Consider the following 13,316-nt stretch of genomic DNA (forward strand, 5'->3'; position numbering starts at 1 on the left):
AAGAGCCTTATCAAATTTACCTGTCTTAAAACGAGAAGCCACCGCATTAGGAGAAACACCCATCTTTTTGGCAAACGCACGTACCGATAGACCCTTACGCGTTTTCTTATTCATAGTTGCTCCATTTTGAATGGTATATACGAATTATTGTACACTTTAATTATTGACAAGGTTTTATTTTTTCGTGTACATAAAATATATGAAGATAGTGTGGGATGAACCAAAAAGAGCTTTAAACATTGTTAAACATAAGCTTGATTTTGCTGATGTTATTTACTTTGACTGGAAACATGCTTTTATTGATGCAACCCATTCAAACCGCATGAAGGCTATTGGACATTTTTCTGATGGTACAACAGTTATTGTTTTTGCAAAGCTTGGCAATGAAGCGATATCCATTATCAGTTTTCGTCAAGCGAATAAAAAAGAAAGAGAGGTTTTCAATGACTATCAAAAAAACCTTTGAAACAGGATGTGGCTATACAAAAGAAGATTGGGACGCTGTGGATTCCCCACCACTAACAGATGAAGAACTTGCACGCTTAAAGCCAGCTAAAGACGTTTTACCAGCCTCCTTTTTTAAGTATGTAACAGAAGAGCGCCGTAAACGTGGGCGTCCACCGGTTGAATCTCCCAAACAAGCGGTTACTCTACGCCTTGACCCAAACGTTATTGCCTCTTTTAAAAAACAAGGAAAAGATTGGCGAACACGTATGGGTGAAGTCTTAAAAAAAGCAAGTGGCAGCTAAACCAACCACCTCCCCATTTTGAGAACGGGGAGGAGAGATGTGTCTTAATCTAAGCAGCTTTTACGACAGATCTTTCTAAGACTTGTTTTGCTTCTTTGATTAAAGCTTTATAATGTTTGCTTTCTTCTACCAATGTAAAGGCTTTGACAAGATGCATATGGAGAGGTCCATAAATGTAAACAGCCTTTTTAGTTGGAGACATTTTATCCCAATCTTTTGGGAAAGCAAAACGTATATCATCACAATAATCAACAGATTGACTTTTTAGTTTCTTTTCACATTCAATAAAATAACGGCGTGCTTGACGTCCTTTCTCATTGCGTTCAACCATTGAGAGCTCTTTCGCCATGTCTAATGTGATGTGATATTCTGTACTTGGACGACCGCCTTTAGGTTTCGGTAAATTTTTACCGAAACTCACAAAGCCTTGATTTTCTTGAAAGGTATTAGGTTTCGCTAAATTTTTAGCTAAACTTATAAAGTCCTTATTTTCTAGGAAGCCGTATTCTTTAATACGGTTTTTTATCCAATCTCTAAAATTAGAATTGACTTCCAAAAATGTATATAATTCGCGTGCGTTGACGGCTTGAACTGTTTCTTGATCAATCGTTTGTTCTGTAATTTTAATAAGAGTGTTCATAATGAACTCCTTGTTGATTAGGCTTTCTATTGACATCCTAAGAGGATGCCGGGTGCTAGAAAACACGGCAACAAGCCCGTCGTTACGCTTTCCCCACAAGGGTATTGTATAGCGTAACCACACCCGACAATATTATTATACGCATGTAGCATATAATGAGTCAAAGTCTTTAATGTGCGGAAGACTGATTATTTCGGCAACCAATCCGCTTGTTGTTTTAAGGTGTTTTCTAGGCACCTGATTCGAAAATAGACATTGACGCAACAATGTCAAGAATAAACATAATTTTTATCTAAAAATAATCGCATACTGTACAGTGTACATATTGAAATCATTATTTATCAATGAGTTAAATGTACAATGTACAGTCAATTTGAAAATTCTGTCGCTAGCGATAGTTCGCGCTAGCCTGCCCCGCAACAGACCCAACCCGCTGGGAAGTACCTTTTACATTGATTTTATTGATTTTTTTATGGAAAAAACAAAGCATAAGTGATAATCTGTTTTTAATATTGCAATAAGAATAGGTAATGCCTAAACTCATAAGGATATGGAATATATAGATAAAGCTTGAGAACATGATCTATCCTTTTTTATTAGCAGCGTATTCTTGACGAGAAAGTTGTCTTTGTATATTTTTGGTTAATCTTTCATTGGCTTTTTTTACAATAGCACTTGCAATCTCTGGCTTGGACATCACTTTAGCAATTGAAGGTCCTTCTTGTTTTGCAATGGGGAATTGATCTCCGTCATCTCTTTGAAACACATTCCCTCCCATTTTCAATTCAACACGCTTTGGAAAACTGCCTCCCTTGATAAAACCATGGGGTAAGATTTCTTTCTTTCCAAACAGTGTGTAAGTTACGCCGCGTTTTGTTTCGTTTGCTTTAAAAAATTTAAGAGGTATCGGTGTTCCAGAACCAATGATATCTGTCTCAAGAAACCTTGCTGTCGCCTTTTCTTTAATATAAACACCTCTTCTTATACGCTTTATTTGGGCTGATGAGATGTCAGCAACTTGCTTTTCAGTAAAGCGTTCAACTTGTTTTGCTGCAGTGTTTAGAGCATTACGCAGAGCCCAGTTAAGGCGTGGTGCTTGAAGGTTTGTGAAGGTATCTTTTACCTGTTGAAGATACCATTTTTGGTGGATGATTAACTTCAACTTCTAAGCCTTTTTTGGGGTAGGTGACTTGGAAGCTTTAGATGCTTTTGGTTTTTCGAGTGAGGTTTCCTCTGTCACTGGTTCAGACGATGTTTGTACGGCTTCTTGTTCTATCTGCTTAATTTGTTCAACCGTCTTGTCAGGTTTTGCTGTTGTCTTGACTCCAATAAAAGGTTTTACAGCATTAGCGCGCTTGAGACGTGCGTAGACTTGATTGGAAACTTCAACAAATGGATTATTGGGTGTTGATGGTTCAAAGCGAACAGTGCTTTTATTGTCTCCAACAACACACATTGGTTTAGTGATGACAGCTTTCATCATTGCTCCTTTTGAGTCATAATTAATGACATCATTAGTCAAATATTGATTTTTATTCTTTGAAAAATTAATTAGCCAGAATTAGCAAGAAAACAGGGCTTTCTAGCCACGCTTCAAGTTCACATTTTGCTGAATTTTTGGGGATATTTTTGAATTTTAGACACAATACGACCAGTGCCGTGTCGTCATTAAATACGATTTTTTACACTATGTCAACAAAAAAAATCATGATCTTGTGTTTTTTTATTTTTTTTACCTAAATATGGTGTTTTTATAAACAAAAAGGTATGTATTGACACAGCCAAAAAAGCAGAAAATCTAAATATTAAGCTCGTGACGCGCTGCTGTTGCCAAAAAAGCAGATCTCGTTAAGCCTCTTTCTTGTGCACAATCATCAATTGCACGTAAGAGCCCTCTTTCAATAGATATGTTCGTACGTACTACTTCTGCATCATTTTCAATAAAGGGGACTTGTATTAAAAAAGCTCCTTCTGACAAAGCTGTTTTGACAGATTCCCGTTGTATGACTTCCTCAAATTTTGAAGGAATAGGCACTATATCTATATCTTCACAATAAAGTTGAAGTGCTTCTGTTGCATTTGCGATTAAATTTTCTTCCTCATCAGCAGCAGAAAAAAGCCCCTCAAAATCAGGAAACTGAACACCAAAAGCAGAATCTTCATCTTTATGAACAAGAGCAAAAAATCTTTTCATTTTTCTTCTCCTTTTTCTAACCAACCTGCTTGTTGTGCGATAGAACGTACTGTACCAATCGGAAGATTTTTTTTAGGATGTGGAACAATAACAACCTTACCATCTTTTTTTAATTTATGATGAGAACCTTTTACTTTGACAAGTTCAAAGCCATCACGCTTTAATTTTGCAATGATTTTTCGGCTATCTTGTTCCATTCCCTAAACTCATAATGTGTAAATATATACACATTTTAATGATTTTTCATCTGATGTCAATTCTTTTTTAACGGCTAAAGTGCTTATGAAGCGCATTAAGAACAATACGCAAAGAACTAACAAGATGTGTTAGCGATTGATCTTCTATAACAAGATATTGTAATGCAGCATAAAGATTATACTGTCTATAGAGGTGTTGTGCTTCTTTGATAGCCTCTTTCGTCACTTCATAACAATGAGTTGCTCTTTCAATCCACCGTTTTTGTGCCTCCTCATTTGATGAAGGAGTAAAGTTGTCATAAACAGCATTAGGCAATCCTTTTGCACATAGGTAATTGTTTTTCACTTCAAGATATTTTTGCGCAGCATCATATTGGTCTTGATTGATTTCGCCTTGCAAATAAAGCCGCCCAATATAGGTGCCGGAAAGCGGATTTTTAGCCTCTTCTATGGTCAAGCAGAAGCGTTTGGCACGCATTTCAATTGCCAATTTATCCATGGGTTCATGCGGTGTTTTTGCTCGTGAGATGCGTCCATTTGGTTCTCTGATACATCCTTTAATTCGAGGACGACCACGTTTTGCACGTTTTTTTCTTTTTGTCATATTTTTTTTCAATCAGAATGGGACGCTATCGTTAAGAGCCGTTCTATAATCTTGAGCACCTGAAGCGATAGCATAATTTTGAGAAGTAATAGATGAAGGGGCAGATTGATCTTTCTTTACATCAAGCAAATACAACTCGCCTTTGAATTGTGGTAAAATAATCTCTGTTGTGTAACGGTCATGCCCATTTTTATCTTGCCATTTGCGTGTCTGTAATTTGCCTTCTACGTAAACCTTTGAACCTTTGTTGAGGTATTGAAGTGCAATTTTTGCCAAATGTGGATTAAAAATCACCACGGAATGCCATTCTGTTTTCTCTACTTTTTGATGAGTATTTTTATCCGTATAGCTTTCAGAAGTTGCCATACGAAAATTGACTATTTCTGCTCCAGAATTCATTGTTTTGCTTTCGGGATCAGCACCTAAACGCCCGATTAACATCACTTTATTTAGCATGTTTTTTTACCTTAAACTTGTATTTTAATACATACAAAATCCTAGCATGATTTGCTTATTTTTTCAATTTTTTCAAAAGGATATTATTGTTTTTTAACATATAAAATTATATTTAATATGCAAAAAAACATAAATAGTTCAGTGTTCATTTAAAACTCTTGAAATACATACATAAATGTATTAACATAAGATATTCAAATAAGATTTGAATGGGATGAAACTAAAGCAAAAAGTAATCTTAGAAAGCACCGTGTCAGTTTTGAAATTGCTGCTCGTGTTTTTGCAGACCCGTTCGCCATGGTTAAACAAGACCGTATTGAAAACGGAGAATATCGTTGGCAAACTTTGGGTCTTGTGGATGGTTTTTTACTGCTGCTCGTGGCGCATACTGTCCATGATGATAAAGATGGTATAGAAGTAATCCGTATTATTTCAGCGCGGCGAGCTAACTCGAAAGAAAGGAAACGTTATGAAGAAGAAAGTTCTTTATGAAATTGATGTAGGTAACTTATCACCTTTGACAGATAAACAAAGAGTTGAAATTAAAAAACTGGCTGTAATGCCGGATAGCACAATTGATCATAGTGATATTCCACCACTAGATGATGCATTCTGGAAAAATGCAGTGCGCAATCCATTCTATAAACCAAAGAAAACTGTCACAACAGTGCGTGTGGATTCAGACGTATTAGCATGGCTTAAGAGTCAAGGAAAAGGCTACCAGACGCGGATTAACGCCATTTTACGTGATGCTATGCTTCGTTCAATGCGTTGACCTCTCCTTCCTCTAAAAAGCAAGGAAAGAGAGTTATATTAAAAAACTAAGCAGCTTTAACAGATTTTTCTAAAACCTGTTTTGCTTCTTCAATGAGTGTTTTATACTGTTTGCTTTCTTCTACCAATGTAAAGGCTTTAACAAGATGCATATGAAGAGGACCATAAATGTAAACAGCCTTTTTAGTTGGAGACATTTTATCCCAATCCTTTGGGAAATCAAAGCGTGTATCACGGTCACAATCAACAGATTGGTTTCTTAGTTTCTTTTCACATTCAATAAAATAACGGCGTGCTTGACGTCCTTTCTCATTGCGTTCGACCATTGAGAGCTCTTTTGCCATATCTAAAGTGAGATGGTATTCTATTGCTGTAACAGCTCTAGATTTTGCGCTTCCCAATTTTGGGAACCGCAAATCTTGTGTTTTTATGAAGTCTTTACCTTCTTCAAATGTATATTGATTAATACGATCCGTAATCCAAGTAGCGAAACGTTTTCCTATTTCCATGAATGCGTGTAACTCACGCGCATTGACCGTTTGCACAATTTCTTGTTCAATAATTTTTTCTGATATTTTAATAAGAGTGTTCATTATGAACTCCGTACGATTAGAGGTTTTCTATTGACATCCAAAGAGGATGCCGGGTGCTAGAAAACACGGCGTACAGCCCGTCGTTATGCCTTCCCCAAAAGGGTATTGTATAGCATAACCACACCCGACAAAATCATTATATGCGTGTAACATACAATGAGTCAAAGTTTTTAATTGGCGGTGAAAAGACTGTTTCGGCAATCTATCCGCTGTACATTTAAGGTGTTTTCTAGGCACCTGATTCGACAATAGACATAATGTTGCCATATTGTCAAGCAACTTCCGATAACTTTTTAATCTCTCTATTGATCTCGTCTATAAGAGGCTCGTAATTGAGAACGCTTTTTGGCAAATTGCCACCGTAAACCCATGCTTTCACTTGCGCTTTGGTACTAAAATCTGCCTTTTCTGGTATGGTGTAATACTGACCGCCATCAAACTTTTCACACTCTCTTGTGCCGTCTTCATATTCGTAGAGGTTGTAAAAATACTCCTCTGCTCCATCTCCCCAAGGAACATACCCAACAGCCGTTGCAACCCACTTTTTTTGCATAGGCTGTTTATGATTTGTTAAGAACAGTTGTTTTAAAATTTCCATGTTTTAATTCCTATTTTTACCAATAGGTTAAATTACCTCAAATTTGACCGTACAGAGCGTTTTATATTACAGATGTGGTTTTCATCATAAAATCTTTAAATCGCGTTGTACGGTACCTTTTTGACGATTTAAATGCATGTCTAATCGTAAAATGATCAGCACTTTTCACTAGTTTGCTGTGGACCAAAGCGTTTCATTATCCCACCAATGCCATTTAAAGTCTCTTCAAGCTCTTGCTTGTGAACAAGCGTTATAGGTGTTGAATGCTCTTTCGCTGCTTGTTCTTTCAACTCCTTTTCACGGAATCTCAAAACAGCATTGCGTACAAAATTGGCTTTTCTCAAAAGATCGTTTTCCAAATCACGACACAACCTGACAAGTTCACGCGTGCTCGGAAAAAACGTATCGGATAAACAATTTATTTCATCACATAAAATCCGTTTGACCACTGTCATCAGTGACCATGCAGAGACATTTTCCAAAACCATTCCATAGGTCAACGCCATTCCCTCATGGTCTGATTGTTGTGCTATTTTCAAACCACACGACAGCATGCGAATAGCTTTTGCTATATCCTCTTTACCTGCTTTCACGGCGAAGAGCTCTTGCAATTGATCACCAGCCTCTAAAGCAATCGATTCCTGCTGTTTCGTTAATTGGCTGCCATCCTTCAAAACAAACGGACCGCTCGGAGGTATCATCGCATGAATGTGTTTCAAAATACCCTCGATTTCCGATATCAAGGAGACTGTCTGCGATACGCTCCCCAATGCTTTTTTGCTTTTGAGTGTAATTTCCATTGTTTCCACCATTGTTGTTCGTGTTTTTTGTTTTTTCTAAATCATCAACCGCCTTGCGTACCCAGTTACGCCATGTTGCTTTCCAATCGGTTTTGGTTGCATTTGCTCCGGCTTTTGAACGCCAGTAATCTCGAAACTTTGCAATTTCGACTTTCACACGCTCTGGAGGCAAGCCCTCTGCAATGGCAAAATCGTAATCGGGTTCAAAATCCGTAGGCAATCGACAACCGCGATTAGCTTGCGCTCGTTTTGCTTTTTTGGGAACGTTCTCTTGCTCGTGAATGGGAGGTTGGTTTTCTACACCCGTTGCGATTTGCTCTGATGTGGTCTCAACAGCAGCAACCTCTGTTGGCTCGTCAACCAAATCGATTGTTTCTAAATCTTCAAAATCAATTTCTTTTTTTGCTAAAACGTTAGTTTTAGTTTTTTTATATATATTCTTATTCTGGTTCTTTATAGCTTGATTTTGCTTAGCGTTTGCTTCAGCAAAAAAAATGTTTTGCTTGTCATTTGCTTCAGCAAAATTATTAACATGTTGTTTTGTATTGTTTTTTGCTTGTGCACCTTTTTTACCAGCCTCACTACGAACTTGCGATATGTGCTCTTTTTTATCAGAAAAATCTTTTAGTTCTTCTTCAACGCGCGTATTCCACAATCCATTATCTGTCTCAACAAGTTTATCATTCCTCATTAAGTATTCGACAATAGCTGCAAATTTTTTCTGCGAACAATTGCAAGCACGTGCAAGCGTTTCAAAATCTTCTTTAATTGGTGCTTTTTTATCGTACATGCGAACGAGAAGCGTCATATAAGCGCCCCTTTGCTCTAACGTCATTCCATCTGTACCACTTATCCAGTCATACAAATGGAATCTTATCCATGGCATACCATTAGACATGCGCGCCCCCTTCTTTCATTAAATATAAATTAGTGATCATAATCCCCCCCTTAAGGCTGTTGCCTATTTATATGTGCGCGTATGGTGGCGCGTAATCTATTAATTTGATCTCTTTATTTTTGCCTGTTTAAGAATGTGAATGGTGCTGTTGATGTTTGTTATTTTCTGTATGAGCAGCAATGAAAGCAGAACTAGAGCTAGAACTATCCTTCAACTTTTGCAGCTTTAGATAATTTATTACGGAGATAGATCCTCTTTTTTCCCACTTGCAAACAGCTGCTTGAGTTACACCAAGCATTTTCGCCATTTCTGATTGTGTCCAATTAAATTTGCCCCGTATTGACTTAGTCAAATTCTTAAAATCTTCTCGTTGATCCATTTACAAGCTCCAATTACAGCTTTGCCTTACTTTATTCATATAATTATAGTTATATAAAGTCAATGAAATTTATCTTTATCAACGATAAAAAAATAAGGTAAGCAGAAGTATGAGTAATAAATCTAATATTATAAACACATTAAAAAAGATTTTGACCGAGTTTAACTTAACGCAAGAAGATGTAGCCAAACGGCTAAACGTAACACAAGCTTCAGTGTCTAAGTGGTTAAAAGATTCTGATCCACGCGGCTCTAATAGAGATGCCATTTTAGAATTATATAAAGAACTAAAAGGGGATAATCACTTCACAACTTTTGTTCCTCTTATGGGGTATATTGGAGCAGGAACACAGATAGATCCAAGTTTTGAACAAATCCCTGAAGATGGTCTTGAACAAGTAGAAATTCCTTTTGCTTTACCTGATGATATGGTTGCTTTTGAAGTTAAAGGAGATTCTATGATTCCAGCCTATAAAGATGGAGATATGGTTATCGTAAGACGGCGCCAAATTAAAACAATAGAATCCTTTTTTGGCAAAGAAGCCGTTATTTTAACACATGATAATAAAAGATATATAAAACAGATTAGCAGGGGCATGAATGGTGAAATAGATCTGCTTTCTTGGAATGCCTTACCTATTAAGAATGTTAAAATTGTGTGGGTTGGAGAAATATTTGCTATTTTGCCAATAAGTTCTTACAGCAAGATGATTCGGACTTATCGCTAATTATCCTCCCCTCTTATTCAGTAAGATATTATAATATTTTTTATAAAAAATATAACTTTTTATAATTTTTTGCTTGCTGTTTTATAATTATAGTTATATAAGTAATTATACAAACCACGCACAAACAATCGCCAAGAGGCGTTAGGGAGGAAAAATTATGGATAAGCCAATTCTTATTAATTCCAATGAAATTTTATTAGTTGCCTACGATAAAGATCAACATATTGCAGAGTCTGGACCACTTGATGCAAGCCAAATTCTAAGCATTGTTGCTGAGGTAGATGATGCCATTCAAATCTTTCGCATCAATCCTTCTGAGAATAATTGTGAAGATATCTCTGAAGAGATTGCAGACGCATATGTAGAAGCAAATATTGAACATCTCCATGAGGATAGTGAGGTTCATTACTTTGTACGTGAAAGTGATGCTTACCACGATCTTTTATCTGATTTAGCAAAAGAAAAATATAATGATGAGGTCTACGGGACCTATGAAGAGCAAAATAAATTACGTCTTTGTGATGTGATTTAAAAATTCTAAAGGGCGCATTTAAAAAGCGCCCCCTTTAATCCCACCAATATGAGGTCTGTAATGGAAAAGCTTCTTGCTACTCAATACAATATTATTCAGCATCAAAAGGTTCAAACTATTAGCGCTCGTGATTTATATACCTTTTTAGAGGTAAAAACCGAGTTTAGAAAGTGGATAACAAACTGTATTAAAGAACTTAGCTTTAGAGAAGATGTAGACTTTGTACTTTCTACTAAAGAATTATCAAACTCCTCACGTGGAAATCCTTTTAAAGATTATGCTCTCACTTTAGACACAGCAAAACACATTGCCATTTGTGAACCTGGTCTCAAAGGTAAACAAGTGCGTGAATATTTTCTGAAATACGAAAAAAAAGCAAATTCAAAAATTGATTATTCAAATCCTGAAACATTAGAAGATTTCTTAAAACATCTAAGGCAGCAAATTAAGCACAATGAAAATGTTGTCACGATGAATGGAGTAAAGCATGCATAATTTTATCACAACATCTGAAAGCAATTTTCAAAACACAACTGTTCCAACCATGTCTAGTCGTGAAATTGCAGAGTTATGCGGTAAGCAACATGCGCATATTATGCGTGATATTCGGCAAATGTTAGGAGAATTATATCCTGAAGGGGGTCAATCCAAATTTGGATCCACCTATTTAGATAAACAGGGTAAGCCCCAAAACTGTTACAACCTTCCTAAACGTGAATGCCTCATTTTAGTTTCTGGTTACAGCATGACATTACGTGCTAGGATTATAGACCGTTGGCAAGAGTTGGAAAAGCAAGCAGTAACACTACAAATCGACTATTCAAGTCCAAAGGCTATGATTGGCTTTTTGAATTACCTACAAGGTCAAATAGATCAAAAAGACACCATCATTGAAGATTTAACACCAAAAGCCATGGCTCTTGAAAGCTTACAGCGCCATGATGGGCTCTTTGGTCTTACAGAAGCCGCTAAAATACTCGAGATGCAACCAAAACAATTCATTCAATTCTTACAGCAAAAAGGGTGGATTTACAGACGTGCAGCAGGTGGAAATTTGCTTCCTTATCAAGACAAAATCCAAAAGCAACTTATGGATTGTCCAACCATCACACTTCAAACCGCGAGTGGAATAGAAAAAGTCATTCCTTGCGCAAAAATCACAGCAAAAGGAATTGGTGCGCTGTCTCAAGAGCTTAAAAGACAAAGCATGCATTAATTAAGGAATGCAATAATGAAAAAGAAATACGAATTTACTGATAAAATCGATATGATTTATTTGCGTCAATTTTCAAACTTTTTAATTGACAATATAATATCAGTATGTCTATTGTCGAATCAGGTGCTTGAAAAACACCTTGAATCGATAGCGGATAGATTGCCGAAACAATCTTTTCTCCGCACATTAAAGGCTTTGACTCATTGTATGTTACACGCATATAATGGCTTTGTCGGGTGTAGTTACGCTATACAATACCCTTTATGGGGAAAGCGTAACGACGGACTATCGACCGTGTTTTTCAGCACCCGGCATCCTTTATTGGATGTCAATGAAAAACCTCTAATCGATAGGAGTTCATTATGAACACTCTTATTAAAATTACAGAACAAATCATTGATCAGGAAACTGTTCAAACCGTTAATGCACGCGAATTGCATACATTTTTAGAAGTAGGTCGCGACTTTACGACATGGATTAAAAACCGCATAAAAACATATAAATTTGTTCACACAAAAGACTATATTCTAACGTTCCCCAAAACGGGGGAGCGTCAAAATGTAAACATGACAGAGTACCACCTCACTCTAGACATGGCAAAAGAGCTTTCCATGGTTGAACGCAATGAGAAAGGACGTCAAGCACGTCGTTACTTTATTGAATGTGAGAAAAAACTAAGAAACCAATCTGTTGATTATGATAATGATACACGCTTTGATTTGCCAAGCTATTGGGAGGGAATGAACGCTGGTGAAAAAGTTTTATATCTTTTAGGTCCTATCCATGTGCGTCTTCTTGATGCCTTCAGAGTAGATGAAGAGAACAGAAAATATAAAGCTCTCATTAAAGAAGCAAAACAGGTTCTAGCAAGATCTGTCGTAAAAGCTGCTTAGTTTAAAATATGATTTCATTTCCTCGTCTTTTCAGACGGGGAGGTGGTTAATATCACACAGTCTCTAGAAACAGGATTGTAACAACCAACCAACTTTTAAACACAAGCGTGATTCACGCCACGGGTGAATTGCGTCTTCAATGGAGGAAATCAAGATGAGTGAACAAAACACTAACCTAACAGAAATTGAAGAAACGCATCATTTAGCGGTTAAACAAACTGCTATGGAACGCATTTTAAACAGAGCCTTAGAAAATGACATCGATATGGACCGTTTAGAGCGTCTCATTGCCTTACGAGAAAAAGAAATAGAACGACAAAACTACGAAAGATTTGCCTGTGATCTTTCGAATATGCAAATAGAATATCAAAAAATACAAAAAAACTCTAAAAACACCCATACAAACAGCCAATATGCAACCCTTGACCAGTACATTGATGCTGTAAAAAACACTCTTGCAAAACACCGATTTGCTTTGTTTTCTCGTATCAAAGAACAGAGTTCAGACAATATAATTATAGAAATGACTTTGACGCATCCGTCTGGAAATAAAATCTCAACAGAAGGAAAGTTTCCTTATGACACTAAAGGATGCAAATCAAATATACAATCGGTTGGTTCTGCAATCACATACGCACGCAGATATCTGTTAGGCATGCTTCTTAATGTCGTGAGTGAAGATGATGATACAGATGGAAACCCGCCTATTAAAAAGGCTTTTCCACAACAGATCAATGAAATCAGAAGACTCATCGTACAAACCCAAACAGAAGAAGAAAAAATACTTACTTATGTCAACGTCAAAAAGCTTGACGATATGTCTGAAGGACAAGCACAAACGGTGTTACATCTTTTGAAAGATAAACAAAACAGGCAAAAGGCAGAAACAGATTCTACTATACAAGATGCCGATATAGAAACGCCACACGAACAGGGAACGGCGGTGTGAGATGGAACAAAGAACAGCAGAATGGTTTCAAGCGCGCTTAGGGAAAGTCACTGCTTCAAACGTTTACAACGTACTCAGTAAGACAGCAAAAGGTTTGCCTACAAGCAAATATGAAGA

The 13,316-nt window shown here is 36.8% G+C and carries 22 protein-coding genes and 1 pseudogene; 11 read left to right on the forward strand and 12 right to left on the reverse strand.

All coding sequences use genetic code 11. The features are described 5' to 3' along the window. Positions 1-199: 199 nt before the first annotated feature. Both ACFIMX_RS07680 and ACFIMX_RS07685 read left to right on the forward strand, forming a co-directional pair. The gene (locus ACFIMX_RS07680) at positions 200-466 is read left to right on the forward strand and encodes a BrnT family toxin (protein ID WP_375677074.1); all 267 of its coding nucleotides are present in this window, start codon (positions 200-202) and stop codon (positions 464-466) included. Continuing rightward, positions 444-749 (forward strand): BrnA antitoxin family protein, encoded by a 306-nt coding sequence (locus ACFIMX_RS07685; protein WP_006589112.1) that lies wholly within the window; start codon positions 444-446, stop codon positions 747-749. Before ACFIMX_RS07680 ends, ACFIMX_RS07685 begins: the two co-directional genes overlap by 23 nt. Positions 750-798: 49 nt before the next feature. Here the strand turns inward: ACFIMX_RS07685 and ACFIMX_RS07690 are convergent, their stop codons facing one another. The 7 genes from ACFIMX_RS07690 to ssb form a co-directional block, all read right to left on the reverse strand. After that, complete coding sequence (locus tag ACFIMX_RS07690; protein ID WP_375677075.1) at positions 799-1,389, reverse strand: antA/AntB antirepressor family protein; 591 nt, start codon at positions 1,387-1,389, stop codon at positions 799-801. Positions 1,390-1,972: 583 nt separating this feature from the next. Beyond that, positions 1,973-2,551 carry a hypothetical protein gene (locus tag ACFIMX_RS07695; RefSeq protein WP_375694283.1) on the reverse strand — a complete coding sequence of 193 codons (579 nt, stop codon included), beginning with the start codon at positions 2,549-2,551 and terminating at the stop codon, positions 1,973-1,975. A 3-nt stretch (positions 2,552-2,554) separates the two neighbouring features. After that, positions 2,555-2,869, reverse strand: coding sequence for a hypothetical protein (locus tag ACFIMX_RS07700; protein WP_375680516.1), 315 nt, complete (start codon positions 2,867-2,869; stop codon positions 2,555-2,557). Positions 2,870-3,187: 318 nt separating this feature from the next. Next, positions 3,188-3,583, reverse strand: a complete 396-nt coding sequence (locus ACFIMX_RS07705; protein WP_005864994.1) for a type II toxin-antitoxin system HicB family antitoxin — start codon at positions 3,581-3,583, stop codon at positions 3,188-3,190. Further along, positions 3,580-3,780 carry a type II toxin-antitoxin system HicA family toxin gene (locus tag ACFIMX_RS07710; protein WP_375677150.1) on the reverse strand — a complete coding sequence of 67 codons (201 nt, stop codon included), beginning with the start codon at positions 3,778-3,780 and terminating at the stop codon, positions 3,580-3,582. The genes ACFIMX_RS07705 and ACFIMX_RS07710 overlap by 4 nt, the downstream gene beginning before the upstream one ends. Positions 3,781-3,847: 67 nt before the next feature. Then, on the reverse strand, positions 3,848-4,384 hold the full coding sequence (locus ACFIMX_RS07715) for a hypothetical protein (protein ID WP_375694284.1): 537 nt from the start codon (positions 4,382-4,384) through the stop codon (positions 3,848-3,850). A gap of 12 nt (positions 4,385-4,396) precedes the next feature. Further along, on the reverse strand, positions 4,397-4,840 hold the full coding sequence (gene ssb, locus ACFIMX_RS07720; RefSeq protein WP_375694285.1) for a single-stranded DNA-binding protein: 444 nt from the start codon (positions 4,838-4,840) through the stop codon (positions 4,397-4,399). A gap of 192 nt (positions 4,841-5,032) precedes the next feature. On the opposite strand from ssb, the gene ACFIMX_RS07725 reads away from it, so the two are divergent. Together ACFIMX_RS07725 and ACFIMX_RS07730 are read left to right on the forward strand one after the other, a co-directional pair. Next, complete coding sequence (locus ACFIMX_RS07725; RefSeq protein ID WP_375619016.1) at positions 5,033-5,332, forward strand: BrnT family toxin; 300 nt, start codon at positions 5,033-5,035, stop codon at positions 5,330-5,332. Further along, positions 5,310-5,615 carry a BrnA antitoxin family protein gene (locus ACFIMX_RS07730; protein WP_375619015.1) on the forward strand — a complete coding sequence of 102 codons (306 nt, stop codon included), beginning with the start codon at positions 5,310-5,312 and terminating at the stop codon, positions 5,613-5,615. The genes ACFIMX_RS07725 and ACFIMX_RS07730 overlap by 23 nt, the downstream gene beginning before the upstream one ends. Positions 5,616-5,661: 46 nt before the next feature. Here the strand turns inward: ACFIMX_RS07730 and ACFIMX_RS07735 are convergent, their stop codons facing one another. From ACFIMX_RS07735 to ACFIMX_RS07755, 5 genes are all read right to left on the reverse strand, one after another. Next, positions 5,662-6,207, reverse strand: coding sequence for an antA/AntB antirepressor family protein (locus ACFIMX_RS07735; protein ID WP_375679444.1), 546 nt, complete (start codon positions 6,205-6,207; stop codon positions 5,662-5,664). Between the two features lie 271 nt (positions 6,208-6,478). Further along, the gene (locus ACFIMX_RS07740) at positions 6,479-6,805 is read right to left on the reverse strand and encodes a hypothetical protein (protein ID WP_375694286.1); all 327 of its coding nucleotides are present in this window, start codon (positions 6,803-6,805) and stop codon (positions 6,479-6,481) included. A 155-nt stretch (positions 6,806-6,960) separates the two neighbouring features. Further along, complete coding sequence (locus tag ACFIMX_RS07745) at positions 6,961-7,479, reverse strand: hypothetical protein (RefSeq protein ID WP_375694287.1); 519 nt, start codon at positions 7,477-7,479, stop codon at positions 6,961-6,963. Beyond that, positions 7,421-8,503, reverse strand: a complete 1,083-nt coding sequence (locus ACFIMX_RS07750; protein WP_375694288.1) for a YdaU family protein — start codon at positions 8,501-8,503, stop codon at positions 7,421-7,423. Before ACFIMX_RS07750 ends, ACFIMX_RS07745 begins: the two co-directional genes overlap by 59 nt. Positions 8,504-8,630: 127 nt before the next feature. Further along, positions 8,631-8,882, reverse strand: a complete 252-nt coding sequence (locus ACFIMX_RS07755) for a helix-turn-helix transcriptional regulator (RefSeq protein WP_375680151.1) — start codon at positions 8,880-8,882, stop codon at positions 8,631-8,633. Positions 8,883-8,991: 109 nt separating this feature from the next. Here ACFIMX_RS07755 and ACFIMX_RS07760 point away from each other — a divergent pair, with 109 nt between their 5' ends. The 7 genes and pseudogenes from ACFIMX_RS07760 to ACFIMX_RS07790 all read left to right on the forward strand — a co-directional run. Next, on the forward strand, positions 8,992-9,609 hold the full coding sequence (locus ACFIMX_RS07760) for a helix-turn-helix transcriptional regulator (protein WP_375607534.1): 618 nt from the start codon (positions 8,992-8,994) through the stop codon (positions 9,607-9,609). Positions 9,610-9,766: 157 nt separating this feature from the next. Further along, a complete protein-coding gene (locus tag ACFIMX_RS07765) occupies positions 9,767-10,141 on the forward strand; it encodes a hypothetical protein (RefSeq protein ID WP_375694289.1) in 375 nt (124 codons plus the stop codon). Positions 10,142-10,201: 60 nt separating this feature from the next. Then, positions 10,202-10,636 (forward strand): antA/AntB antirepressor family protein, encoded by a 435-nt coding sequence (locus ACFIMX_RS07770; protein WP_375694290.1) that lies wholly within the window; start codon positions 10,202-10,204, stop codon positions 10,634-10,636. After that, positions 10,629-11,357: a Rha family transcriptional regulator gene (locus ACFIMX_RS07775; RefSeq protein ID WP_375694291.1), complete on the forward strand. Its 729-nt coding sequence runs from the start codon at positions 10,629-10,631 to the stop codon at positions 11,355-11,357. Before ACFIMX_RS07770 ends, ACFIMX_RS07775 begins: the two co-directional genes overlap by 8 nt. Before the next feature lie 362 nt (positions 11,358-11,719). After that, positions 11,720-12,250, forward strand: coding sequence for an antA/AntB antirepressor family protein (locus ACFIMX_RS07780; RefSeq protein ID WP_375619034.1), 531 nt, complete (start codon positions 11,720-11,722; stop codon positions 12,248-12,250). 154 nt (positions 12,251-12,404) lie between these two features. Beyond that, on the forward strand, positions 12,405-13,199 hold the full coding sequence (locus ACFIMX_RS07785) for an ERF family protein (protein ID WP_375694292.1): 795 nt from the start codon (positions 12,405-12,407) through the stop codon (positions 13,197-13,199). A 1-nt stretch (position 13,200) separates the two neighbouring features. Then, positions 13,201-13,316 (forward strand): annotated as a pseudogene (locus ACFIMX_RS07790) (exonuclease); the annotation flags it as partial.

Origin of the sequence: Bartonella sp. AD24XZML (assembly GCF_042196485.1) — a bacterium.
In the GTDB taxonomy this organism is placed as follows: Bacteria; Pseudomonadota; Alphaproteobacteria; order Rhizobiales; family Rhizobiaceae; genus Bartonella.